Below are 24494 nucleotides of genomic sequence, written 5' to 3' on the forward strand. Positions count from 1 at the left end.
GAAGTTCCATCACAAAGGAGAATATTAATTCACTGAAGCCAAAATGCGGCTTTAGGGGTGGTGCTTATATCCAGGCGGAGAGCAAGAAAAAAAGAATCCCACAACAACCTGGAGCGCTGGCTCATTACCTACGCCGATATGATAACCCTTTTACTCATTTTTTTTATTGTTATGTACGCCATCAGCAGGGTTGACGCCCATAAGTTTCAAGCCCTGGCAGCCTCCCTGGCCGAAGCCATGGGGGCCGGGGGAATGATCATGGAAAGTCCCGGGCCTTCTTTTGTACCGGGAGCCAGCGAAAGCCCTGGTGATGAGCTTTCCGAAAAGCAGGAACTGGAAAATATTCGCCGGAAACTGGAAGCCTTTGCCCGGGAAAGAGGACTTTCAGCCAAAATTACCGCCACCACCGAACAAAGGGGCATCGTACTCAGCTTCCAGGAAGACGTGCTCTTTGCCCTTGGCTCGGCTGAACTGACGCCGGAAGCCAAAAAACTCATTGGAGAAGTGGCCCCGGTTCTCCTGGAAACAAATAATTACATCCGGGTGGAAGGACACACGGACAACTTACCCATACATACCAGCAGGTACCCGTCCAACTGGGAACTCTCGGCGGCCAGGGCCATCAGCGTGCTGCAGCAGCTGCTAAAAACAGCCGACTTCGAACCGGGGCGATTATCGGCAGTGGCCTACGGGGAATACCGCCCCCGGGTACCCAACAATTCTCCGGAAAACCGGCAGCTTAACCGGAGGGTGGATATTGTCATTTTGCGCAGCAAATACGAGGGCTCGGAACCGGAAGCGGCAAGAACGGCCTCACCTCCTGATACTACTCCAGTCATTACCGGTCCGGTCCTGGAACAGTAAATTTTTATGAATCAATTAGACAATTAACGACAGAAAGGGATAGCCATGGAACTCACCACTATTGGAGGCCTTATTTTAGGAACAATCGCGCTGGTAGGCGGGTTCCTTCTGGAAGGCGGCCACGTAGGGGCCCTTTTTCAACTTAGTGCAGCCATAATTGTGTTCGGCGGCACCATCGGGGCCACCGTCATTGCTTTTTCCCCGAAGGAAGTCCTAACCGTCCCCAAGTTATTGCGCATTGCCTTCTTTTCCAAACAGCCGGAACCCGCCGATATTATAGAACTGGTAGTTACGCTGGCCGAGGAAGCCCGCCGGGAGGGCCTCTTGTACCTGGAAAACCGCCTCGAAGAAGTGGAAGACCCCTTTATGCGCAAGGGAATCCAGCTGGTGGTTGACGGAACCGACCCGGAAGTGGTGAAAAACATTCTGGAAACCGAACTCTATAACCTGGAAGAGAGGCACCGGGTGGGCGCCGCCATTTTTGAGGCCGCGGGCGGCTACGCCCCCACCATGGGCATTATCGGTACGGTAATGGGGCTGGTTCACGTGCTGGGCAGCATATCCAGCCCGGAAAAAATGGCCCCCGCCATCGCCGTGGCCTTTATGGCCACGCTGTACGGAGTGGCCAGCGCCAATTTATTCTGGCTGCCCTTGAGCGCCAAGCTGCAAAACCTGAGCAAAAAGGAATTGCTGGTGCGCGAGCTCATGATGGAAGGAATTATATCCCTTCAGGCCGGTTACAACCCTATTTTAATCAGGGAACGCCTCACCGCCTTCCTTGCCCCGGCTTACCGGGAAAGTTCCGTTGAAGGCGAAGAGGAACTTTAAAATACCCCCTACGGGAGCGTGATTAAATGGCACCCGCAAATTCTTTCGAAGACCAACAAGTGGTTGTATTCACCCTGGGAGAACAAACCTACGGGGTACCCATATCTGCCGTACGGGAGATTATCAGAATGGAAAAAATTACAAGCATACCCCGCTCAGTTGACTTTATTGAAGGAATCATTGAAATCCGCGGCAGTGCTGTACCGGTAATGGATCTCAGAAAAAGATTTGATTGCAAGGGGCGGAACATACCCATTCAACAAGAATCATAATAGTGGATATGGACAATACCAGCATGGGCATAATTGTGGACTCGGTTTCCGAAGTGCTGCGGGTACCCGCGGACAATATAAAACCGCCACCGCCCGTAATTACCGGTGTGGACCAGTCTTTTTTAAGCGGTATAGCCCTCCTGGACGAAAGAATGATTATTTTGCTGGACCTGGCCAGGGTACTGTACGACGAAGAAAAAGAAGTTCTGCAGTCCATGGTGACTTCGGAACAACTGGCTTGAGGTGAGACAAATGTTTTCCGATGTGGAAATTGCCGTATTCATGGAAGAACTGGACGAGAAAATCCAGGTTATCAGTGACAACCTGTTATTAATGGAGAAGGAAGGGGGCAGCCCGGAAATCCTCCACGAAATATTCAGGGCCGCCCATACCATCAAGGGTTCGTCGGCGGTAATGGGCTACGATAAAATGTCAGCCCTTACCCACGAAATTGAAAATCTTTTCGACCAGCTGCGCCGGGGAACACTGCAGGTGACACCTGCCCTGATAGATGCCCTTTTTGATGCCCTGGACACCTTGCACGCCCTGCGGGACGAAATAACGGGTGAAGGGGAAGAAGTGGATACGGCACCCGTGGTGGCCAGAATAAGGAAATTTCAAGAGGGGGCAGAAGCCCCTGACGCGCAGGACGACCGGCAAGAGTCACTCCCTGCCCCAAGCCCGGCACAGCCCGGTGAAATTTCGGCAGCCGGCATCCAGCTCCCCCCGCTGGAAGACGTGGAAGAATCCCTGATCCGGGAAGCCGAGCTAAAGGACTACCAGGCCTACTGGATTACCGTTTTATTAAGCTCGGACTGCCAGATGAAAGAAGTCAGGACTTTCCTTATTTTTGAAACCCTCCAGCAGGCCGGGGAAATAATCAAAAGCAGCCCGCCGGCTGAAGAATTGCAGGAAGGCCAGTTTGACAGGCATTTTACAGTTATCCTGTTAACCAAAGAGGACGCCGACCGGATCAGAAACCTGGTCCTTTCCGTGGCCGAAGTAGAGGATGTACATGTAAAGCAGGTAAAAATTGAAGAAAAACAGGAACAGCCGTCCGGCGATGAACAGACCGGGGGCAGCGGAACACGGGCCGCCGGGGAAAGTCCCCCGGCCGGGCAGCAGCAAAAAGCCGCCCCGGGAGACGGGGATAAAAAATCCCCCGCCTCAAAGACCGTTCGCGTTGACGTTCAAAAACTGGACACGCTGATGAACCTGGTGGGCGAGCTGGTGATAGACCGCACCCGCCTCGACCGTTTTGTGGAAATTTTTGAAAGCCAGTACGGCTCGAACGAGCTGGCCGAAGAAATTATGGAAATATCCAACCACCTGGGCCAGGTTACCACCGGCCTCCAGGATGAAATCATGAAAGCCCGCATGCTTCCCGTTTCCTACGTATTTAACCGCCTGCCCCGCATGGTGCGGGATATAGCCCATAAAATGCACAAAGAAGTAGATTTTATCGTGGAAGGCAAGGAAACCGAACTGGACCGCAACGTAATAGAGGTTATCAGCGATCCCCTCATTCACCTTTTGCGCAACGCCATTGACCACGGCATTGAACCCCCGGAGGAAAGGGAGAGACTGGGCAAACCCCGCACCGGAACGGTTAAATTGAAGGCTTCCTACGTGGAAAGCCATATTGTTATCACCCTGGAAGACGACGGCAGGGGCATGGACGTCTCTAAGATCCGCCAAAAGATAGTTGAAAAGGGCCTGGTATCGCCGGAACAGGCCGGGAGGTTGAGCGACAGGGAAGTGCTGGAGTACATTTTTGCCCCGGGCTTTTCTACCGCCGAAAATGTCAACGACATTTCGGGACGAGGTGTGGGAATGGACATCGTTAAAAACCAAATCGAGCAGATAAACGGGTCGGTGGAATTCAGCACCGCCCCGGGCAAGGGAACCACCTTTACCATTAAACTTCCCCTCACCCTGGCCATTATCCGGACCCTTATGGTTGCCCTGGGTGAACACACCTATGCCTTCCCGCTAACCCACATAGTGGAAACCCTGGTCATAGAAAGGAACGAAATAAAAATGGTCCGGCACAGTGAAGTGGTGGTGGTAAGGGGTTCGATCCTGCCCCTGGTGCGGCTTTCGGACATTTTCAACCAGCAGTCCACGGCAGGAGAAGAGGGTAAAATTTGCGTAGTTGTACTGGGCTCAGGGGACAAAAAGGTGGGCGTCATAGTGGACCGGCTGCTGGGAGAACAGGAAATAGTCATCAAGTCCCTGGGCTCCTATCTGGGACAAATCGACGGCCTCTCCGGGGCTACCATACTGGGTGACGGCAAGGTAGCCCTGATCGTGGACGCTCGGGGAATAATTAATAAGCTGGGCGCAAGCCCGGAGGATATGGCCTATGCGGCAGCCAATTAGAGTAGTCGTGGTGGACGACTCCGCTTTAATGAGGCTCCTGATAAGCCGCCTCCTGGAAGAAACGGGGAAATTTAAAGTGCTCGCCACGGCGGCGGACGGGAGGGAAGGGGTGGAGAAAATATGCGCCCTCAAGCCCGAAGCCGCCACCATGGACGTGGAAATGCCCCGAATGGACGGCCTGGCGGCATTAAAGGAAATAATGCACCGGTGTCCCGTTCCGGTAATCATGCTGAGCACCCTCACCACTTCCGGGGCCAGAACCACCATGCAGGCCCTCTCCTCCGGGGCGGTGGATTTCGTACCCAAGCCTTCCAGCCCCGCGGAAGTGAAAAATATAATCGACCAGCTAACAGAAAAAATCACCGCGGCGGTGCTCTCTTCCGCCATACATAAAATAAAGAAAAAAACGGCGCCGCCCGTACCACCCAAAGCCCTGCTTCCCAGGAGGGTGCAACCTCCCGAACCGGGGCAAATCGACCTGGTGGTAATAGGGTCCTCCACCGGGGGACCCGCCGCCCTGCAAACATTGCTTCCCGCCCTTCCCGAAAACTTTCCCGCCGCCGTGGTGGTGGTGCAGCACCTGCCCAGGGGCTTCAGCGGCCCCATGGCCGACCACCTGGCCCGCAGGTGCCGCATGCAAGTGCGCCACGCCCGGCAAAATGACCCGGTGGAGCCGGGGAAAATACTGGTGGCCCCGGCAGGATTCGACCTGGAATTCCGCGCTGCCGGAAAACAGGTTACCGTAAAACTGGATGAAGGTCTGGGCCGCTCCTTAAAGCCCGGAGAATTCCGCCCTTCCGTAGACGGGGTGATGTCCTCGGCGGCCAGAGTTTACGGCAGCCGGGCCATGGGCGTGCTGCTCACCGGCATGGGTAAAGACGGCGCAAGGGGAATGGGCCTTTTAAAGCAGGCCGGCGCCTATACCATTGCCGAACACGAAAGTACCTGTGTGGTGTACGGCATGCCCAGGGCCGCCGTGGAAGCCGGCGCGGCCAGCACCGTGCTGCCCCTGCACCAAATTGCCGCTGAAATTATTAAAAGGGTGTAAAGTCCGGCCATTCCGTGCCGATTAATTATAATAAGGCAACCACAAGGAAAGAAGGTCGGTACCGTGAAAATAAACCCCAACGGGCTGAAAGCCCTGGAAACCTATACATCCCAGATTAAAAACCAAAAAGATAACCGGAATATGCCTAAAACTCCCGGCATCCCCCGAAACGACCGGCTGGAAATATCCAGGGAAGCCCGGGAGCTGCAGAAATACCGCCTGGAGCTGCAAAAGCGGCCCGGGGTCAGACAGGAACTGGTGGCATCCCTCAAGGCCAGGATAAAAGAAGGCACTTACAAACCTTCCCCGGAAAAAATCGCCGAAGGAATGATCCGGGAAAGACTCCTGGACGAAAAGGTATAAAAGCATGAAGACGAAGGAACAGCTCTTTTCGGAACTCCAGCGGCTGCTAAAAGAGCAGGAGGAAATAATCGACCGGCTTATATCTGCCGGGGAGGAGCAGGCGGAATGCCTGCGCAAAAACGATATCAAAAAACTGCAGCAAATCGTGCAGCGGCAAAACATCCTTTCAGCCGGGCTAAGGGCCCTGGAAAAAAAGCGCGTGCAGGTGCAGGGGGCCCTGGAAAAAGAACTAGGCCTACCCGCGGGGTCGGCCCTGCGGGAGCTGGCGGCTCGCGCAGGCGACCCAGAGCGCGGGCAGCTGAAGAAGCTCGGGCTTTCTCTGAAAGAAAAAATAAACAACCTGCAGCAGGTCAACGAGTTGAACAGAACTCTTACCCGCCAGGCCTTGCAGTTCACGAATTTTATGCTCAACATCATTTGCGCGCAGGCCCCAAACGCCGGCTATACCCGAAACGGCAGTATAAAACCAGGCCATGAAAACAAGTCCAGAATAAATAAATCTGTATAACATTTTAATAGCCTCAATACAAAATATTGAAATAGGGCCAACAAATTTTACAGGCTTTTTTTGCCAAAACGAATACTTCCATAACTTTTTTATCCTGTTCAATCCTGTTAATCCCGTCAAAATAAATTCTTTTGAGTAGGTGTTTTGAATGTCCGGACCCGGAACATTCTTCGGAATCGAAATCGCCCGCCGGGGGCTCATGGCGCACCAGAAGTCCCTGGAAGTAACGGGCCACAACATAGCCAACGCCAACAACCCTGGATACAGCCGCCAGGAGGCGGTGCACGCCGCCGGTTCCCCCTACCCCGCACCCTCCCTAAACTCCAGCACCGCCCCGGGGCAGCTGGGAAGCGGAGTAAAAATCAGCGAGATACGGCGCATCCGCAACGAATACCTGGACGCCCAGTACCGGGACTCCACCTCAGCCGAGAAATTCTGGGAAAGCCGGCTGGAGATACTGGAACAGGTAGAGTCCATTTTCCCGGAGCCCGACGGCCGGGGCATCCAGGAAGTACTGATCAATTTCTTCAGCGACTGGCACGACCTGAACAACACCCCCCAGGACGCCGGCATCAAGTCGGCAGTGGTGGAGTCGGGGAAAGAACTGGCCAGGCTGTTCAGGGAGACATATAACCAGCTGGAAAATGTAAACAAGAGTATTATGACTGACATCGACGAGACCACCAGGGAAATTAAAGGCGGCAAGCTATACGACCAGAAAAGCAGAATTGACGAGCTGGTTGACCGCATTGCAGGCGTAACCGAATCCATCATCCGGGTCAAGCGGGAAGGCCGCCAGCCCAACGACCTCCTGGACAAAAGGGACGCCCTGCTGGATGAGCTGGCGGGGTTCGGGCCTATAGAAGTGGAAAAAGTTACGGACAGCCGCGGGCAGAACACCGGCGGCATCAACCTTACCATGTTCGGAGAGGCTTTAATTCAAACAGACAGCACCAGCCTGCAGGTGGTTCGACAAGGCGTCAGTATAACTTACGATAATGTTAACAGGGAAATAACCTTGAATATAGGAACAACGGGGAGTGTCCTCCTCAACGACCGGGTCAACAACGGCACCGGCAGCCTGGTGGGCATCGTATCGGCGTGGGAAGACAATAACCACTTCATTGACAAATTGAACAAGCTCGCCCGCTCCCTGGCGGACGCGGTAAACGCCCTGTACGACCCGGACGATGAAACACTGCCGCAGGATTTCTGGGAATTCAAAGACGCCGACGGCAGTACGGTTACGGGTGACAGCAGGACAGCGGGCCAAATTTACGTTAACGAAGAACTAATTGATAATCCTGAAAAGCTGGACGGCACCGAAGCTCTGGGCGTAGCCCGGTTGCGGAATAATCATCTTGAAGATCTGGGTGATAGCACCCTGGAAGGTTATTACCAGGGCTATATCGCCGAAATAGGAGCCCTGACCGAATCGGCCCAAAACATGCACGAAAACCAGCGGGCCATACTGGATCAGATAGAAGGCCTGCGGGAATCTACCTCCGGCGTGTCCCTGGACGAAGAGCTCAGCCGCGTGATTGAATTCCAGTACGGCTACCAGGCCTCCGCCAGGGTATTAAGCGTTCTGGACGATATCCTGGATACCCTGATCAACCGCATGGCCGTCTAATATTTCTCAAAGGGGGAACGCCCCGTGCGCGTGACTAACTTGATGATCGGAAACGCCCTCAAACAGCACATACAGAATAACCTCTCCCGGCTCTCCCGGACCCAGGAACAGCTGTCCACTGGAAAAACAATTCTGCGGCCCAGCGACAGCCCCACGAAAACCAGCCACCTCATGGCCGTGAAGGCCCAGCGGGAAATAAACAAGCAGTACACCCAGAACATCGATGACGGGCTGGCCTATTTATACACCGCCGATGCCGCCCTGGGCACAGTGGGGGAAATACTGGCCGAGGCCAGCGAACTGGCCGTGCAAGGCGCCAACGGCACCCTGACCAGAGAAGACATGGCAGCCATCGCCGAGCAAATTGACAAAATGATCGATGAACTGGTCGACGTGGCCAACACCACCGCCGGGGGCAAGTACATCTTTGCGGGAAGAACCAATCACCGCCCGCCCTTCGAGCGCAGCGGCGACATCATTATTTATAAGGGTGACCTTAAAAGAATTACCCGTGAAATAGCCAACCTTTCCGAACATACCGTGGACGCCCCCGGCGTTCTCGACAATAGCAGCAATTCTACAGGCGTCTTCGGCAATGTAGACAGCAACACCCTTGAAAGCAGTGGAGAAGCTGAAGTATCCGGAGGCCTGTTTGATACTCTTTTAAACTTGCGGAACGCCCTTAAAAGCGGAAAACATGAAACGGTAAACTCGCTAATTGGCGACATACAAGACCAGCTGGACAACGTCCTCAAATACCGGGTAGCCATTGGCGCCCGCACCCGCCACTTCGAAGCCGTCAAACAACAAATGCTGGACCAGGAAATCACCCTTTCTCAGGTCTTGGAAAATATCGAGTCCGCCGACATAGCCCGGCTGTCCATTGACCTCAGCGAGCAGCAGCTGGTATACCAGACGTCCCTGGCCGCGGGGGCCAGTATTCTCCAAACCAGCCTCTTAAACTTCCTCAAGTAAAGGGAGGTGAAACCGGTGAAAATAGGAGACGGCGGCTTGCAGGGACTGGCCACCCACGACGACGTGGCGGCCCGGCAGGTGCAGGAACAGCAGCAGCGCAAGCCCGACGGCACGGAAAATTTGGTGAAAGACCGGGAAACCGCCACCTTCCTGGACGAAAACGCCCTTAACAAGGCCGTGGAAAAACTCAATGAAAACGCCCGGGCCCACAACCTGCCCCTGGAGTTTGCAGTGAAAAAAGAAGAGGGAAAAATTTTTATCAACATGCAAAACACTGAGAGCGGAAATTCCCGGCAATTGCAGCCGGAAGAACTGCCCCGGCTCGTATGGGGAATGGAAAATAACAAAGGCCTTTTAATCGATGAATACTTCTAAAACGGAAAGGGCTGCCGTCGGGGCAGCCCTTTATCTTTCTTGCTTTCCATATCTTATAAAACTTCAAAACCCTGTTCCGAAAAGTGTATGTCAAAAGCAAAAGCCTTTTTAATGCCGAGACGCCGCATCAATGCAAAACTGATGCAGTCCACAAGGCTGAGATTTCTCCGCCCCGCGGTTAACACGGCATCCATCCCGGCCCCGTAGAGCGTGGAATCCACCCAGTATACATCAAGTACCGGGTATATATCTTCGTGGAATAAACGTAGGGCATCTATTCCGAAGCGGCGTTGCATCAGCGCGCAAGTTTCAATTAAAACAAAACTGCTGCATACCAAGCGGGTTTCCGAGCGCAACAGTTTTTCCCACACAGCGGCCGCATGCCTGTGACAGCGGTCATCGGCATCCAAAACCGCTAAAAAAGCCGAAGTATCAATATATACAGCCGCTATAATAATCACCTCTGCTCCGAAAGTTTCATTCGAGATTCATGGTTAGCCGCCTCTGCAAAATATTCGTCGTGTTGTTCCGCAAGATCGCCCAGCCCCGACCTGAACTTGCCCGCCACGGCAATAGCCCTCTCAGTGCGGTCCTTTAAACCAGTTGCTCCCCGTGTTTCCAGCAGCCTGTCCAGCGCCATGCGAATCAATTCCGCTACGGAAACACCTTCAGCAGCACTCACCGTCTTTAACGCCGCGTACTGCTCTTCCGTAAGTTGCACCTGAGTACGTACCATAAACTCCCTCCTCCACAGCAATGTAATCATGCTTAAATATACTTTATTATTACATCACTATAACGTCAACAATTCAGATAATTTTTTTCGTCTACATTCCCGAGCCGGACTCAAAATTTTTTAACAAACCCTAAAGTAAGCCTTAAAATAACCGAATACAATAGCGAGGGAAATTTTCCCTTAAGGTGGCCACCGGGAGAATTTCCAGTACAGGGATGCAAATTCTATCTTTAAGGGGGGAATGACCTGTGAGAATTAACCATAACATCGCAGCCCTTAACACGTATCGTCAGTTGACGATCAACAATATGGCTACTCAAAAATCATTAGAAAAACTTTCTTCTGGCCTTCGTATTAACCGTGCAGGTGATGATGCCGCAGGTCTAGCCATTTCAGAAAAAATGCGCGGTCAAATCCGGGGCTTAGAGCAAGCCTCCCGCAACGCCCAGGATACAATTTCCTTATTGCAAACCGCTGAAGGCGCATTAAACGAAACCCACTCTATCCTGCAACGCATGCGGGAATTGGCTGTACAGGCTGCTAATGATACCAACACTGACGCTGATCGCCAATCCATCCAGGACGAAATTAACCAATTAGCCGACGAAATTGATCGTATTGCCAATACCACCGAGTTTAACACCAAAAAGTTGTTGGACGGATCAGTAGTAGGTGTAAACCCTGAAAAGAAAGGTACCTACACCATCCAAGCCAATAGTGCCGCCACTTTATCGGCTGCGACAGGCGCGGCTACCAATATTGCGGATAAATGTATTGTAAATGGTGCCATCACCATTACTCGCATTACAGAAGCCACCAATGCTGAAAGTGCATATGAGTTTAGGGATTCATTAGGTAATGTAATTGCTAGCAGCAAGATTACTGTCAGTACAACTAATGCCACATTCACATTTGCCTCTGGCGTAATCGCTACGGGTGCTGTCGTGACTTTTGCCATAGATAATTTTGGCAAATTTAAATCTGGCGAAAGTTTTACTATAGTTTTAAATAAATATGAGGCTGGAACCACTGATACCAGCAAATCAATTACAACCCACATTGGTGCCAATTCCGGTCAAAATATGCAAATCGGTATCAATGACATGCGGGCTGAAGCACTGGGAATTAAAGACAGCAGTGGGAATGCAGTTGATGTAACTGATAAATATGGCGCTAACGCCGTTATTTCTACAATTAACAATGCTATTGAGAAGGTTTCCACTGAGCGTTCTAAGCTGGGTGCCATTCAGAACCGCCTGGAACACACCATTAATAACCTGGGTACAGCCGCTGAGAACCTGACCGCTTCCGAATCTCGCATTAGAGATGTGGATATGGCCAAAGAAATGATGGAGTTCACCAAGTTGAATATACTCGCCCAAGCAGCTCAAGCCATGTTGGCCCAAGCTAACCAGCAACCTCAAGGGATTCTTCAGCTTCTGCGGTAATATATCAATCCCAAAAAAGCCAGCCTTCTCATGGCTGGTTTTTTTGGGATAATTCCCCATAGGACGGGGAGGATTCATGAATAAAAAACTATTTAACAAAAACCTTAGGTGGTTGAAAAAAAATAACTTCGCCATATACAATAAAACAAAAAACATAATACCTGAAAATACATTTTTAACAAAAAACTTTCAGGGCGAATTTAATTTGATCAAAAAAATTGGGGATAAAGAATATCCTGTTTATAGTAATTATAATATGGCCAGGCAATGTTCTTTTTGGCTCGAATATGTACAGCAGAATATTTTTAATTATGAAATTCTTATTATCTATGGTATGGGCCTAGGGTATGAACTCAAAGAACTTTTACAGAAAGATCTACCCTGTACAGTATTCCTTATAGAACCCGATGAGGAAATTTTTTATTACAACCTACATTTTTTTGATCTCACTATATTGGAAAAACATAAACTATATTTTATCCAAGATAGCCGCCTGGAGGAAATTTCAAACCTACTTTCAGAAATTATTAACCAGGAAAAAAGTGTAAAGTTTTTCTTTGCTCCATTACCCGGATATCATTACATTTTCAAAGATCATATTAAACAGTTAGAAATGTCTATAAAAGAAAACATAAATACCTTATTAGTAACCGTCAATACTATCATGGCACATGATAAACAATGGTTCCAAAATTATATTTTAAATCTCAAACAATTAGCCGGCTCTGTAACAATAGAAAAATTTTCCAATATATTCTCAAGTATCCCGGCCATTATGGTGGGAGCTGGGCCCTCTTTAGAAGAGAATTTGGAAATTTTAAAAGAGCTTTATGATAGGGCACTTATTATTCCGGTAGGTAGCGCCTTTTCAGTTTTGGATAGCCACGGTATTAAAGGTCATGCGGTGGGTGCCATTGACGGCGGTTATGGTGAATATAAAATTTTTACCAATAACTTTCATAACAAAGATATAATTTTATTTTTCAGTTTTATGGTTAATTATAAAGTACTACCCTTATTTAAGAAAGAGAAGTTTTTCTTTGCTTTGCACAATTTTGATAAATATATTTACAATAAACTAGGACAATCTTGTATACCCATTGCTTCCGGTGGTTCAGTTTCTATTTCCATCCTGGATATATTAGCAAAAATGGGTTGTAATCCTATCATCCTGGCCGGACAGGATTTATGCTATTCCAAAAACCAAACCTATGCCAGGGGCGCTACTTATTTTAATGAAGTCGATGCAGAAACTTTAAAAAAGCAAGGCTACATAGAAATTAAAAATAAACAAGGGGAGATAGTTTATACTACGCGAGCCATGTTGGCCATGCGATGGTCTACTGAAAGGATCATAAAAAAACACCCTAATACTACCTTTATTAATTGCACCAGGCATGGCTTACCCATAGCCGGGGCTATAGATTCTACGTTAGAAGATGTAAAAAAACAAGAACTTACTAAAAACTATAATATAACTCAAAAACTAAAAGAAGTTTATAAAAAAAATAAGTATATTGTAACACCGGAAAAAATCAAAACAATTATACAAGAAATAGAGGACCAGACAAAGTTAATTCAAAAATACTGCGGCGAAATTATTACCACATTGAAAAATGCAGAAAAACATGACTTTCAAAAGTTGGCCATAATTATTAAACAGTCAGAAAGAAAACTAACTAAATTAAACTTTTTTAATCAAGTTTTAAGCAAAGAAACAGGTGTATATAACTTTTTGTTTAGTAATCTTTATTTTAAAAGTGATAATGAATTAAAAGAAATTAGGAAACAATTAGAATCTAAAAAAAGGTACTACTCTAAAATCTATGAGCTCTGTTTAATCATTCTTAACGCCATTGAATATGGAGATAAGGAACTCCAATCAATTACTGAAGGTAAGGATTGAGCTTATGGAAAACAGCGATATCTTATATAAACATATTTTATCTGTTGCTGACTTATGCACAAATTCATGGCAATATTTAATTAATGGTAAAGAAAGAAAAGCTATGGATTTAGTGCTAAAAATTATAGATTCTTTAGAGAAAATTATTACTTATAAGAGTAACCTTCTTCTGATACAAAACATGCAAAAAGAAATAATTAAATTATTACCTGATTTATTAAAAGCCATGGAGGATAAAAATGGTATAGTCCTTGCTGACATATTGGAATATAAATTAAAATCTATTTTAATGAAATGAGCCTATCTGTCTATTTGGAAAAGTTCCTTGTAAGTAGAAAGGGATGTAAAAATGCCTGAGTATAAAACAGAACAAGAATATTTCTGGGCATCAGAATTTGGTAATCAATACACTAGAAGAAATCAGGATTTAACTTTGATAGCTAGAAATACGGCATTATTTGCAAGGATATTGAAGTCTACCAGTTTAATTAAATCGGTAATAGAATTTGGTTCTAATATTGGCTTTAACTTACTGGCAATAAAACGACTCCTACCTGAGGTTGAGCTTTCAGCTATAGAAATTAACGATGAAGCTGTAAGACAGCTCAAGTCGAGAGTGGTCGGGGTAAAAATTTACCACCAGTCTATCTTGGATTTTAAGCCCGATTATCAAAGGGATTTAGTTTTTACCAAAGGGGTACTAATTCATGTTAATCCGCAAATGTTGTCACGGGTTTATGATCTGTTATACCAGACAAGTAAAAGATATATTTTAATATCCGAATACTATAACCCAACTCCTGTTGAAGTGATGTATCGAGAGCACAGAGGCAAGTTATTTAAGCGTGATTTTCCCAGGGAGATTCTCGACAGGTTTTCAGATTTAAAGCTAATAGATTATGGATTTGTTTATCATAGAGATTATAACTTTTCTCAGGATGATATTAACTGGTTTTTATTAGAAAAACGTAGCTAAAGGTGGAAAAAATGCTAGACGGGAAGATAATACTTATTACCGGCGGAACCGGTTCTTTTGGTAAGAAATTTGTGGAAAAGGTATTAATCTCTTATAACCCTGCCAAAGTGATTGTTTTCAGCCGTGACGAACTCAAACAATACGAAATGGCCCAAAAATTTAACGACCCGCGCCTGCGCTTTTTTATTGGTGATGTGCGTGATAAAGATCGTCTTTATCGCGCATTTGATGATGTAGATATAGTGGTTCATGCTGCCGCATTAAAACAAGTTCCTGCTGCTGAATATAATCCCTTTGAAGTAGTCAAAACAAATATACTAGGCGCCCAGAACATAATTGATGCGGCAATAGACAAAGGCGTAAAAAAAGTGATAGCACTCAGCACAGATAAAGCCGCCAACCCCATCAACCTTTATGGTGCTACCAAACTCTGTGCGGACAAGCTATTTATTGCAGGTAACTCGTACGTCGGTAAAAGAGAAACACGTTTTAGCGTTGTCCGCTACGGCAATGTAGTAGGCAGTCGGGGAAGTGTCGTACCCTTTTTCAAAAAGATGAAAAAAACCGGTACCATACCCATTACGGATCCCCGAATGACACGTTTTTGGATTACTCTTGACCAAGGGGTAGAATTTGTACTCTACTGCCTCAAAAATATGTATGGCGGTGAAATCTTTGTCCCCAAGATACCAAGTATAAAAATTACCGACCTGGCTGAAGCCATAGCCCCGGAATGCAATATAAAATACATAGGTATAAGACCTGGAGAAAAATTACATGAAGTGATGATTCCGGAGGACGATGCCCGCCACACTGTGGAATTAGATAATTTTTATGTCATCCAGCCCCAGTTTCCCTGGTGGGGAAAGGATAATTGGAAAGAGGGAAAACCGCTCCCGGATGGTTTTAGATACAGCAGTGACACTAACGATCAATGGCTCTCCGTAGAAGAACTGAGAAAAATGGTTGGTGACTAAGCTTGGACTACATACCTTATGGCAAGCAATACATCGAAGAAGATGACATACAGGCGGTATTGGAAGTTCTCCGCTCCGATTGGCTTACCACAGGACCCAAAATACAGGAATTTGAAAAACAATTAGCTGAGCGGGTTGGAGCCAAATATGTGGTGGTCTTCAGTTCCGGAACAGCCGCGCTTCATGCAGCTTACTTCTGTGCCGGAGTAGAAGAAGGAGACGAAGTTATAACTTCTCCCATTACTTTTGCCGCCACGGCCAATGCTGCCTGTTATCTGGGAGCAAAACCTGTTTTCGTTGATATAAAAGAGCAAACTGCTAACATAAATCCGGAACACATAGAAGGAGTTATTTCATCTCGCGCCAGGGTGATAGCTCCTGTAGATTTTACAGGACAACCGTCCGACCTGGGCCCCATTATGGAAATTGCCCGAAAACATAAATTAGTGGTAGTAGAGGATGCAGCCCATGCCCTAGGTGCAACCTACAAAGGCAAACCTATAGGTTCGATAGCAGATATGACAATTTTTAGCTTTCACCCGGTAAAGCACATCACTACCGGTGAAGGAGGAGCCGTTGCAACCAATAACGAAGAATATTACCAAAAACTTTTAAGCTTTCGCAACCATGGCATTATGAGAGATAAAGAGAAGCTATCGGAATATCACGGTCCATGGTACTATGAAATGCAATTTCTAGGATTTAACTATCGCATTACAGATATTCAGTGTGCCCTGGGAATAAGTCAGCTTAAAAAGCTTGACAGGTTTCTAAAAAGACGCAGGGAAATAGCTCAACTTTATAATGAAAAATTTAAAGACATTGCCGAAATCCAAGTACCGGTTACTTTCCCTGATAGAGATTCCGCCTGGCACTTATATGTAATAAGGCTACAGGGAAAAAACCCGCCCAGGCGACAGGTGTATGAGGCCCTGCATGAGCGGGGCATCGGCGTACAGGTACATTACATTCCTGTTTACTGGCACCCTTATTACCAAAAAATTGGTTATCAAAAGGGTTTGTGTCCTGTTGCCGAAGATTATTATAAGAGATGTCTTTCTTTGCCAATATTCCCGGCTATGTCGGATGCAGATGCGGAACGAGTTATTAACAACCTCAAATCGGTCATCAGGGAAGTTTATCCTTAAAAAAGGAATATGTCCAACTGCAGAATGGTATTACGAGCGGGCATTAACGTTACCGCTTTTTCCGGCTATGAAGGATGAGGATGTAAGGAGAGTAATAGAAGCGGTTAAAAAAACGGTGAAACGTACTTAGAAAATAATTAAGAAGGGGAGAGAGTAAAAATAAATGTTACGGCTATAATCCAGGCGCGCATGGGTTCTACCCGCCTGCCGGGCAAAGTGATGAAAGAAATTGCTGGACGAACTATGATTGAGCAAGTGCTGCATAGATTAAGCCGGGCAGGAAGGCTTGATAAAATCATCATAGCCACTTCTACTGCCGCAGGTGACGATGCTCTGGCAGAATTACTTTACAAAAACGGCGTATTAGTCTTTCGCGGCTCAGAAGACGATGTGCTCTCAAGGTACTACGAAGCTGCAAAAGTTTTTAATGCGGACGTAGTAGTAAGGCTGACTGGGGATTGTCCTTTAATTGACCCTATTATCGTTGATGAAGTAGTTAAACGCCACCTAAACTCAGATGCTGATTATACTTCTAACATCTTAAAGCGGACATTTCCCCGCGGCCTGGATACAGAAGTCTTTTCTTTTGAGGCACTGGAAAAAGCTTACTTTGAGGCAAGAGAAAGTTACCAGCGGGAACACGTAACGCCGTATTTTTATCTCAATCCGGGCATCTTTAAACTACAAGGAATAAAAGCTGAAGGAAAATTACATCGTCCCGACCTGCGTCTTACGGTGGACACAGCAGAAGACCTTGAGCTTATCAGAGCTATTTATAGCAGGCTTGGCCAGAATGGCAGGTACTTTCATACGGAAGAAGTTATTGAGCTGTTAGACGCCGAGCCCGATTTGGTTAAAATTAACGCCCATGTACAGCAGAAAGGGTTGCACAAGTGATGAAAGTGGCGCTATTCCGCTTAGATGCTTCTTTTCATCTTGGCACGGGTCACCTAATGCGCTGCTTGGCCCTGGCCCAGGGCTGGCAAGACGCAGGCGGAGAGGCCACCTTTATAATGGCCACGAAGTGTCCCGCTCTTGAAGGCCGTCTAAAAGATGAAGGAATGAACGTCATACATCTGAGAACCAAGGTTGGCAGTAATGAAGATGCACATCGAACAGCAGAAATAGCACACGAATTAAGGGCTGATTGGGTTGTCCTCGACGGCTACCACTTTGGTGCCCAATACCAGCAGATTATAAAAAGGGCTGGCTTGCAGCTTCTTTTCATAGATGACAATGCCCATTCAGAGCATTACTATGCAGATCTAGTCCTCAACCAAAACATGCATGCTCATCAAAATATGTATATCCACAGAGAACCTTACACTAAGCTGCTTCTAGGCACTCGCTACGTTCTCTTGCGGAGAGAATTCCTGAAGTGGCAGGGGTGGAAGCGGGAAATTCCGCAGGTAGCCCGAAAAGTGCTGGTTACTTTGGGAGGCAGCGATCCCCACAACGTGACCGAGAAGGTCATTAAAGCTTTACAAAATCTAAATATAAAAGGTCTTGAGGCAACAGTTGTGGTGGGAGGAAGCAACCCTCATTACGAAGAATTACAGTCTATAGTCAAAATTTCACAAATTCCCATTACTTTGAAAAAAAACGTTAAGGACATGGCTGCATTGATGGCGTGGGCTGATGTGGCAATTTCCGGAGGAGGCAGTACCTGCTGGGAACTTGCCTTTATGGGATTACCAGGCCTTATCGTGATTCTTGCTGAAAACCAGGAACCAATTGCCAGCCAACTTGAGGCAGTTGGTGCATCTCTAAATTTAGGTTGGCATCACAGACTTTCTTCGGCAGTAGTAATTCATAAATTGGAACAATTATTAGTATCCGCTGCTGAGCGAACAAAAATTAATTGTCGGAGTAAAAAGTTGGTGGACGGTAATGGAAACACTCGAGTTGTGAAGGCATTACTCACTTTAGGAGGCACAAATGAGGATTCTATATCTTGGTAACAACTGGGTCGGGTGGCAGGTCCTAAAATGGCTAAAAAAACAAGGAGAAAATATAGTGGGTTTAGTAATTCACCCACAAGGAAAGCAAAAATATGTTAAGGAAATTTTACAAGAGGCAGATCTTCCCTCAGACAGAATCTTTGATGGTTCACAATTGTCAAAGCCTGAAATAGTAAAGTTAATACATGATCTCACTCCTGATATTGGTCTCTCTGTTCTATTCGGCTATATCCTAAAACCTGATTTTATATCAATTTTTCCTAAAGGTGTAATCAACTTACACCCATCCCTTCTGCCCTATAATCGCGGCCAGTATCCCAACGTCTGGAGTATTGTTGAAGGAACCCCTGCTGGAGTAACCTTACATTACATTGATGAAGGGATAGATACTGGAGATATCATATCCCAGCAAGAGGTTCCAATTGAACCAACCGATACAGGAGAGACACTGTACCGTAAACTTGAACGCGCTTCTATTGAATTGTTTCAGGAAGCGTGGCCATTCATCAAGACCGGTAGAGCTCCCCGTAAACCACAAAAACGTGGAGAAGGAACCTATCATTGCACACGAGATGTCGATGCAATCGATGAGATTGACCTGAACCGCTCCTATATTGCGCGCGATCTCATTAACATACTCAAAGCGCGCACCTTTCCCCCTTACAAAGGGGCATTTTTTAGAGAGAACGGGAAAAAGATTTACATGAGACTCCAACTTGAATACGGTGAGGAAGAGTAACGATGGGGGCATTGAATACTTGCCTCGTCCTTGGGAGCAAACCATAGAACCGACGAGTCTTCGATAATATTATTAAAAATTACCCGGGGTCCTGGCACTTTTTAGACTCCCCCGAACAGCTAACAAGCGAATTACTGTCAAAACTGAATCCTCGTTATGTCTTTGCCCTCCACTGGTCGTGGAAGATTCCAGACGAGATTGTGGAAAACTATAAGTGTATCTGCTTTCACATGAGTGATGTTCCCTATGGGCGGGGTGGAAGCCCGTTGCAAAACCTCATAGTTGGAGGGCATCGCCACACTAAACTCTCTGCCTTGCGGATGACTTCAGAAATCGATGCCGGTCTTGTTTATTTGAAGGAAGACCTTTGCCTTGAAGGAAATGCTGGAGGAAATATACATACGTGCAACTTATTTTGCTGCGAAAATGATCTGCCAAATCATTTTTGAACGATTAGAGCCCGAACCACAAAGCAGAGATATTGTGGTCTTTAAATGTCGCCTACCCGAAGAAAGCGAAATTCCTCATTTATCCTTCTTACAAAAGCTGGAATGTTAGATGTAAAAGGTTACCCAAAAGCTTTTTTGATTTACAAAGGCTTTTTGAAATGACGGAAAAATTGTAGCTGGCGTTGCCATCCCGCCAGTGGAGGAACCAAAATGAGGTAGATTCTTGTTGTCGCTGCCCACCCCGATGACGAGGTATTGGGCTGTGGGTGGACAATCGCCAGATTAGTAAAGGAAAGTTGTGAGATATACATTTCTATTCTCAGGGAAGGAATCGCTTCTCGTTACAGGAACCGGAGTGACGCAGACACAAAACAGATAGAAGAACTCCAAAATAGTGTTCGCCAAATGGCCCAAGTTCTTGGCGCAAAAAAACTGTAATCTTGCATAACTTACCTGACAACTGCTTTGATGCTGGTGTCCCTTTTAGGCGTAATCGAGATCGTTGAATAAGATGTAGAGACAATCAACCCAGAGATCATATATACCCACAATAGAAACGACTTGAACATAGATCACATGATAGTCCACCGGGCTGTCTTAACTGCTACCAGACCGATAACAGGCAGAGGAATACGGGAGATCTATACTTTTGAAACACCCTCTTCGACAGAGTGGGCTTTTCATCAGTTCCCGCCGGGTTTTCGTCCGAACTTTTTCGTTGATATTTCGGCAACATTAGAAACCAAGTTAGAAGCTCTCAGCCTCTACAAGTCAGAAGTGCGCTCCTATCCTCATCACCGGTCACCAGAAGCTATCCGGACCATTACTCGCCGCTGGGGAAGTGTCGTGGGATGCCCTGCTGCCGAGGCCTTCGAACTGATCCGTGCAATACGGTAATTCTTAAGGGGGTAATCGAATGAATTCATACATCAAAATCGGCCAAAGGCGGATAGGTCCAGGTGAGCCAGTTTACACGGTAGCCGAAATCTCAGCTAATCACAATCAGAGTTTTGAGCAAGCAGTTCAGCTCCTTAAAGCCGCCAAAGATGCTGGAGCAGACGCTGTTAAACTCCAGACTTATACTCCTGATACGATGACCATTCAGTGCAATAATAAATATTTTCGCATTGGGAAAGGAACAATCTGGGAAGGCCGGAATCTTTACGATCTCTACAGCGAAGCCTATACACCATGGGAGTGGCAGCCGAAGCTCAAAGAGATCGCTGAAGATCTTGGCCTCGACTTTTTTTCAACTGCTTTTGACCCAACCGCTGTCGATTTCTTGGAAGACCTGAGTGTGCCAGTCCACAAAGTGGCTTCTTTTGAGATCGTGGACATCCCGCTCATTGAAAAAATGGCTCAAACTGGTAAACCGTTGATTGTATCCACAGGAATGGCGACACTCGCAGAAATTGAAGAAGCCGTGCAGGCCGCTCGAGCTTCCGGAGCTACCCAAATTGCTTTACTGAAATGCACTAGTGCTTATCCTGCGCCTCCTGAAGAGATGAACCTACGGACAATTCCCCACTTAGCAGAAGCTTTCGGAGTGCCTGTAGGGCTCTCAGACCACACCCTGGGAGTTGCGGTTCCGGTTACAGCAGTGGCACTCGGAGCCTGCATCGTTGAAAAGCACTTCACGCTGTCCCGTTCCATCCCGGGGCCAGACAGTGCATTTTCGCTTGAACCTCACGAATTTGCAGAAATGGTCAAGGCCATTCGAACAGCAGAGAAAGCATTGGGGAAGGTCCATTATGGAGTAAATGACAAGGAATCTAAAAGCAAAGTTTTCAGGCGCTCGCTTTTTGTGATTGAAGACATGAAGGCGGGGGATGTCTTCACTGAGAAAAATGTCCGGTCAGTCCGGCCAAGCTATGGTCTTAAACCTTCCTATTTAAAAGAGGTACTTGGCCGGAGAGCCGTGCGTGACATTGCAAAAGGCACACCTTTAGATTGGAGTTTGATAAGTTAAAGTAAACAAGCAATTTTCGTGCCCAAGATTCCGAGTATGAACATCATGGATCTGGTAGAGGTAGTGGCTCCAGATTGTCGAGTTAAATACATCGGAATAAGGCCGGGAGAAAAGTTGCACGAAGTGCTGATTTCCGAAGACGAGGCCCGGCATACCGTCGTAGACGTCGGAGACATGTACGTTATACGACCGCTATACCCGTGGTGGCGGATGGACAACTGGGCGGAGGGCACACCTTACCTGAAGGTTTTCGTTACTCGAGTGATAAAAATGAACGATGGCTTAGTGTGGACGAGCTACGCAAATTGGTGGCCGCAGCCGGCTTTGCACCGGCTGTTGAAGTCACATCTTGTGGAGGCAAAGTGGAATGAATTACGGTGGCTTGGGGGGCAAAGGTGAATGATGGGAATCTACCAAGGGAGCGCTTCCTACCTTATACCCGACACTGGGTAGATGCCGAAGATATAGAGGCTGTCTCCGGGGTGTTATCCTCGGACTGGTTGACGATGGGATGTAGATCGTAAAATAGAATTGATCTCCGATCGTCAAGTAAAACTGACCCACCCTATGATAAAATCTCCCTATCTCAATATTTTGCAGTAAAGCTTTAATTAGCTTTTAATTACTGTCAATTTTAAATATTTACCTTGAGTGGTCTAACCCACAATCCACCCCCTGCTTATCCTATCATGTCTCCCTGGGTCTGTGCCCTGACATTCCTTCGTTCAGCATATTGGGGGTGGGGCACCGGTACTCGTACGCAGGGTCATGCCCTAATGGAGATATTACAGGTTCCCCCACCCAAGGTTAAACTTTTATTTTATGATCATGAATATGAACTTGGCTTACCCGTTGTTGCTTTAAAAGGATTCATGAGGTTATTCTTAATTTAGAGGCAGGGAGAAGAAATAAGGCTGCCTTTTGATATCGCATCTAAGAGAGCACTTGCCTATGAAATGAGATTGGAAAGCTTACTTGATTTAAAGAATACCCTGGTTGAATGCTTTAAGGAAATTCAGGAAATAAGATCCAGGGTACTGAAATAAGTGGGGAGTGAGAAAAATGATTGCGGTTGAGTTTATTCGCTCTATAATATTCAATAAACTGAGTTACGTTGGCAAGGGGTTTACACATTGGAAATAAATAACAGCCCTCCGCATAATTCAATATGTTCTTGGTGAGCCCCGAGGCAATTTCAATCAAAGTAGCGCCGTAAGGGAAGTCTTGACAGACGGGGTCCCCGCATATGGTACAATGGCGTTTTCGACGGGGGATGTATAATTTTCTCACATGTTCCCAGGGTCGCCCGTCGGCAGTTATTACGAACCATAGACGAACCATATTCTTTGCCGTTATCTGTAAGAACCGCTAGTAACTTGACGCCCATAGACTCATAGGCGTGGTGGGTGTATTTGAGAAAATCAGCAGCAGAATCAGCAGTCTTGTCGGTATACAGCCGGGCCCAGCCAAAACTGCTGGCACAGTCGACACCGACCTGGACATAAACTCTTCCAATCCCGGCTATATAGCCAATCAGCTTTCCGTCCTGGCTCATGAGATAGCCCGGTACCGGGGCATGTACATGCCGGTGTTTACTGGCTTCTTTGTCCAATTCCCATGCTGTTTTCTCCTTTGGAGGTTGTAGTGAATCAACCCACCTAAGCCTTTTTTGGCGGGTGTTAAGATCATTTCGTTTAAGCACCCCATAAACAGCAGTTTCACCAACTTTTATGCCACCGTTTTTCGGCTTTCTTAACTCGGCACTGATCCTTCTCGGACCATAAGTAGGATGTTCCTGGACATAGGCCAAAATAGCCTCTTCAACATCTGGAAGAGTCTGGTTGGGCCAAATCTTTGGGACACGTTCTTTATCATATAAGCCAGCCTCACCTTGTTCTTCATATCGTCTGAGGACCTTGTAAAAGGTGGTATGGGACATCTGGCACCTTTGAGCTATTTCCCGGCGGCTAATAACTTTCATGGTATCGAGTTTAATGGCTTGCCTTCTGCAGCGTAATACGATAGGATGAGTATACACAGTCAGCTCTCCCTTCTAGTGGTTGTTGTGGTAAACACCATTATACGGAGAGCGCTGTGGATACTCAACCATCTGGGGCAAGCCCAGGTGGTTGATTTTGTTTTTCCACCTTATTCCAATCTGTCAACCCATACTCAACTTAACACATATTATATATTTTCTATATATTTTCACTGCTCATGCTGGGTGCAGTCACAAGGAGTGTGATATTTTGAAGCAATATGCTGTTGTACGAGAATTATCTCAGCTTATCAGTAGGGCTGCAGAAAAAACAATAGAGGATTTTAATGAAAGAGTGATTGAACAAGAGTCCAATTTTACCGATCGATTACTTACTCGTATACAGGATGCAGTAAATGGTTACAGTAGTAAAGGTATTATTTGGAAGGGCAAGGTTCTTACGGATCGTGGATACAATGCACAAGAAAAAAGATTTGGTGCAGATTTTGCAGGATTGCTTAAAATAAATTTATCTGATTATAAAGTATCCAAAGGATTTTTGGCTCAAGCTAAACTAATAGGCACTGGTAAAAATAATAAAAAAGAAATTAAACGTTTAAAGGATCAATGTATAAGAATGCTAGAAGTAACTACACACTCTTATGTGTTTATTTACAATAGCGATAACATTAGAGTTGTCCCTGCAATTTCAGTACTGTCTATAGAAGAATTGTCGTTGGAATTATTGTTAGATAAACTTTATAATGTTAGCATAGCCAGTTTTTATGAAAATCATTTTAAATCTTTTATTGGCGATTTACATATATTTAAAAATATATTTGATATTGGTCAATTACATCAAGTAACAAATCAAAATATACGAACAGCTTTAATTATTGAAGCTAGAGAAGAAGAAACTATAACGGATTGACCAACCATGGAAACGGTTCCTATGGTAG

26 protein-coding genes and 1 pseudogene are annotated in these 24494 nt (G+C 46.6%); 24 read left to right on the top strand and 3 right to left on the bottom strand.

What is annotated here, in order from left to right; genetic code table 11:
- Window positions 1-60: 60 nt before the first annotated feature.
- From ACX4JR_RS08550 to ACX4JR_RS08595, 10 genes and pseudogenes are all read left to right on the top strand, one after another.
- A complete protein-coding gene (locus ACX4JR_RS08550) occupies window positions 61-864 on the top strand; it encodes a flagellar motor protein MotB (protein WP_476057664.1) in 804 nt (267 codons plus the stop codon).
- A gap of 45 nt (window positions 865-909) precedes the next feature.
- Complete coding sequence (locus ACX4JR_RS08555) at window positions 910-1692, top strand: flagellar motor protein (protein ID WP_476057665.1); 783 nt, start codon at window positions 910-912, stop codon at window positions 1690-1692.
- 26 nt (window positions 1693-1718) lie between these two features.
- Window positions 1719-2206 (top strand): annotated as a pseudogene (locus ACX4JR_RS08560) (chemotaxis protein CheW).
- 10 nt (window positions 2207-2216) lie between these two features.
- Entirely contained in the window at window positions 2217-4346 is a 2130-nt protein-coding gene (locus ACX4JR_RS08565; protein ID WP_476057666.1) for a chemotaxis protein CheW, read from the top strand.
- Window positions 4330-5394, top strand: coding sequence for a protein-glutamate methylesterase/protein-glutamine glutaminase (locus tag ACX4JR_RS08570; protein ID WP_476057667.1), 1065 nt, complete (start codon window positions 4330-4332; stop codon window positions 5392-5394). Before ACX4JR_RS08565 ends, ACX4JR_RS08570 begins: the two co-directional genes overlap by 17 nt.
- Window positions 5395-5457: 63 nt before the next feature.
- Window positions 5458-5757, top strand: a complete 300-nt coding sequence (flgM, locus tag ACX4JR_RS08575) for a flagellar biosynthesis anti-sigma factor FlgM (RefSeq protein WP_476057668.1) — start codon at window positions 5458-5460, stop codon at window positions 5755-5757.
- Window positions 5758-5761: 4 nt separating this feature from the next.
- Window positions 5762-6265: a flagellar protein FlgN gene (locus tag ACX4JR_RS08580; RefSeq protein WP_476057669.1), complete on the top strand. Its 504-nt coding sequence runs from the start codon at window positions 5762-5764 to the stop codon at window positions 6263-6265.
- A gap of 148 nt (window positions 6266-6413) precedes the next feature.
- The gene (gene flgK / locus ACX4JR_RS08585; RefSeq protein WP_476057670.1) at window positions 6414-7898 is read left to right on the top strand and encodes a flagellar hook-associated protein FlgK; all 1485 of its coding nucleotides are present in this window, start codon (window positions 6414-6416) and stop codon (window positions 7896-7898) included.
- 24 nt (window positions 7899-7922) lie between these two features.
- The gene (gene flgL / locus ACX4JR_RS08590) at window positions 7923-8873 is read left to right on the top strand and encodes a flagellar hook-associated protein FlgL (protein ID WP_476057671.1); all 951 of its coding nucleotides are present in this window, start codon (window positions 7923-7925) and stop codon (window positions 8871-8873) included.
- Window positions 8874-8888: 15 nt separating this feature from the next.
- Window positions 8889-9248 carry a flagellar protein FlaG gene (locus ACX4JR_RS08595; RefSeq protein ID WP_476057672.1) on the top strand — a complete coding sequence of 120 codons (360 nt, stop codon included), beginning with the start codon at window positions 8889-8891 and terminating at the stop codon, window positions 9246-9248.
- Between the two features lie 53 nt (window positions 9249-9301).
- On the opposite strand, the gene ACX4JR_RS08600 is transcribed toward ACX4JR_RS08595, so the two are convergent.
- Window positions 9302-9709: a type II toxin-antitoxin system VapC family toxin gene (locus ACX4JR_RS08600; protein ID WP_476057673.1), complete on the bottom strand. Its 408-nt coding sequence runs from the start codon at window positions 9707-9709 to the stop codon at window positions 9302-9304.
- Entirely contained in the window at window positions 9706-9984 is a 279-nt protein-coding gene (locus ACX4JR_RS08605) for a ribbon-helix-helix protein, CopG family (protein WP_476057674.1), read from the bottom strand. The genes ACX4JR_RS08600 and ACX4JR_RS08605 overlap by 4 nt, the downstream gene beginning before the upstream one ends.
- Window positions 9985-10232: 248 nt before the next feature.
- Between ACX4JR_RS08605 and flgL (ACX4JR_RS08610) the strand changes: the two genes are divergently transcribed.
- The 13 genes from flgL (ACX4JR_RS08610) to ACX4JR_RS08670 all read left to right on the top strand — a co-directional run bounded on the left by flgL (ACX4JR_RS08610) (window position 10233) and on the right by ACX4JR_RS08670 (window position 21956).
- Entirely contained in the window at window positions 10233-11432 is a 1200-nt protein-coding gene (gene flgL / locus ACX4JR_RS08610) for a flagellar hook-associated protein FlgL (protein WP_476057675.1), read from the top strand.
- A gap of 76 nt (window positions 11433-11508) precedes the next feature.
- Entirely contained in the window at window positions 11509-13338 is a 1830-nt protein-coding gene (locus ACX4JR_RS08615; protein ID WP_476057676.1) for a motility associated factor glycosyltransferase family protein, read from the top strand.
- A 4-nt stretch (window positions 13339-13342) separates the two neighbouring features.
- On the top strand, window positions 13343-13636 hold the full coding sequence (locus ACX4JR_RS08620) for a hypothetical protein (RefSeq protein ID WP_476057677.1): 294 nt from the start codon (window positions 13343-13345) through the stop codon (window positions 13634-13636).
- Window positions 13637-13687: 51 nt separating this feature from the next.
- Window positions 13688-14314: a pseudaminic acid biosynthesis-associated methylase gene (locus tag ACX4JR_RS08625; RefSeq protein WP_476057678.1), complete on the top strand. Its 627-nt coding sequence runs from the start codon at window positions 13688-13690 to the stop codon at window positions 14312-14314.
- 11 nt (window positions 14315-14325) lie between these two features.
- Window positions 14326-15291, top strand: coding sequence for a UDP-N-acetylglucosamine 4,6-dehydratase (inverting) (gene pseB, locus ACX4JR_RS08630; RefSeq protein ID WP_476060515.1), 966 nt, complete (start codon window positions 14326-14328; stop codon window positions 15289-15291).
- 2 nt (window positions 15292-15293) lie between these two features.
- A complete protein-coding gene (pseC, locus tag ACX4JR_RS08635) occupies window positions 15294-16439 on the top strand; it encodes a UDP-4-amino-4,6-dideoxy-N-acetyl-beta-L-altrosamine transaminase (protein WP_476057679.1) in 1146 nt (381 codons plus the stop codon).
- The gene (locus ACX4JR_RS08640; protein WP_476060516.1) at window positions 16384-16569 is read left to right on the top strand and encodes a DegT/DnrJ/EryC1/StrS family aminotransferase; all 186 of its coding nucleotides are present in this window, start codon (window positions 16384-16386) and stop codon (window positions 16567-16569) included. Before pseC ends, ACX4JR_RS08640 begins: the two co-directional genes overlap by 56 nt.
- 47 nt (window positions 16570-16616) lie before the next feature.
- Window positions 16617-17336 carry a cytidylyltransferase domain-containing protein gene (locus ACX4JR_RS08645; RefSeq protein WP_476060517.1) on the top strand — a complete coding sequence of 240 codons (720 nt, stop codon included), beginning with the start codon at window positions 16617-16619 and terminating at the stop codon, window positions 17334-17336.
- Window positions 17336-18400 (top strand): UDP-2,4-diacetamido-2,4,6-trideoxy-beta-L-altropyranose hydrolase, encoded by a 1065-nt coding sequence (pseG, locus tag ACX4JR_RS08650; protein WP_476060518.1) that lies wholly within the window; start codon window positions 17336-17338, stop codon window positions 18398-18400. The genes ACX4JR_RS08645 and pseG overlap by 1 nt, the downstream gene beginning before the upstream one ends.
- Window positions 18378-19139, top strand: a complete 762-nt coding sequence (locus ACX4JR_RS08655) for a methionyl-tRNA formyltransferase (RefSeq protein ID WP_476057680.1) — start codon at window positions 18378-18380, stop codon at window positions 19137-19139. Before pseG ends, ACX4JR_RS08655 begins: the two co-directional genes overlap by 23 nt.
- A gap of 668 nt (window positions 19140-19807) precedes the next feature.
- A complete protein-coding gene (locus ACX4JR_RS08660) occupies window positions 19808-20026 on the top strand; it encodes a PIG-L deacetylase family protein (protein ID WP_476060519.1) in 219 nt (72 codons plus the stop codon).
- Window positions 20027-20504: 478 nt separating this feature from the next.
- Complete coding sequence (pseI, locus tag ACX4JR_RS08665) at window positions 20505-21557, top strand: pseudaminic acid synthase (protein WP_476057681.1); 1053 nt, start codon at window positions 20505-20507, stop codon at window positions 21555-21557.
- 18 nt (window positions 21558-21575) lie between these two features.
- Complete coding sequence (locus ACX4JR_RS08670) at window positions 21576-21956, top strand: polysaccharide biosynthesis protein (protein WP_476057682.1); 381 nt, start codon at window positions 21576-21578, stop codon at window positions 21954-21956.
- A 796-nt stretch (window positions 21957-22752) separates the two neighbouring features.
- Here the strand turns inward: ACX4JR_RS08670 and ACX4JR_RS08675 are convergent.
- The gene (locus ACX4JR_RS08675; protein WP_476057683.1) at window positions 22753-23595 is read right to left on the bottom strand and encodes a helix-turn-helix domain-containing protein; all 843 of its coding nucleotides are present in this window, start codon (window positions 23593-23595) and stop codon (window positions 22753-22755) included.
- A 211-nt stretch (window positions 23596-23806) separates the two neighbouring features.
- On the opposite strand from ACX4JR_RS08675, the gene ACX4JR_RS08680 reads away from it, so the two are divergent.
- The gene (locus ACX4JR_RS08680) at window positions 23807-24466 is read left to right on the top strand and encodes a hypothetical protein (protein ID WP_476057684.1); all 660 of its coding nucleotides are present in this window, start codon (window positions 23807-23809) and stop codon (window positions 24464-24466) included.
- The last annotated feature ends 28 nt before the right edge of the window (window positions 24467-24494 follow it).

Source organism: Desulfofundulus sp. JL263-se, from assembly GCF_056316025.1.

Bases quoted from the DNA above. Each gene is read 5' to 3' on its own strand.
- flgK (WP_476057670.1), top strand. From the start codon at position 6,414: ATGTCCGGACCCGGAACATTCTTCGGAATCGAAATCGCCCGCCGGGGG.
- ACX4JR_RS08655 (WP_476057680.1), top strand. From the start codon at position 18,378: ATGAGGATTCTATATCTTGGTAACAACTGGGTCGGGTGGCAGGTCCTA.
- ACX4JR_RS08565 (WP_476057666.1), top strand. From the start codon at position 2,217: ATGTTTTCCGATGTGGAAATTGCCGTATTCATGGAAGAACTGGACGAG.
- ACX4JR_RS08570 (WP_476057667.1), top strand. From the start codon at position 4,330: ATGCGGCAGCCAATTAGAGTAGTCGTGGTGGACGACTCCGCTTTAATG.
- pseG (WP_476060518.1), top strand. From the start codon at position 17,336: ATGAAAGTGGCGCTATTCCGCTTAGATGCTTCTTTTCATCTTGGCACG.
- ACX4JR_RS08625 (WP_476057678.1), top strand. From the start codon at position 13,688: ATGCCTGAGTATAAAACAGAACAAGAATATTTCTGGGCATCAGAATTT.
- ACX4JR_RS08605 (WP_476057674.1), bottom strand. From the start codon at position 9,984: ATGGTACGTACTCAGGTGCAACTTACGGAAGAGCAGTACGCGGCGTTA.
- ACX4JR_RS08620 (WP_476057677.1), top strand. From the start codon at position 13,343: ATGGAAAACAGCGATATCTTATATAAACATATTTTATCTGTTGCTGAC.
- pseB (WP_476060515.1), top strand. From the start codon at position 14,326: ATGCTAGACGGGAAGATAATACTTATTACCGGCGGAACCGGTTCTTTT.
- ACX4JR_RS08580 (WP_476057669.1), top strand. From the start codon at position 5,762: ATGAAGACGAAGGAACAGCTCTTTTCGGAACTCCAGCGGCTGCTAAAA.
- ACX4JR_RS08555 (WP_476057665.1), top strand. From the start codon at position 910: ATGGAACTCACCACTATTGGAGGCCTTATTTTAGGAACAATCGCGCTG.
- ACX4JR_RS08640 (WP_476060516.1), top strand. From the start codon at position 16,384: ATGCGGAACGAGTTATTAACAACCTCAAATCGGTCATCAGGGAAGTTT.
- ACX4JR_RS08615 (WP_476057676.1), top strand. From the start codon at position 11,509: ATGAATAAAAAACTATTTAACAAAAACCTTAGGTGGTTGAAAAAAAAT.
- pseI (WP_476057681.1), top strand. From the start codon at position 20,505: ATGAATTCATACATCAAAATCGGCCAAAGGCGGATAGGTCCAGGTGAG.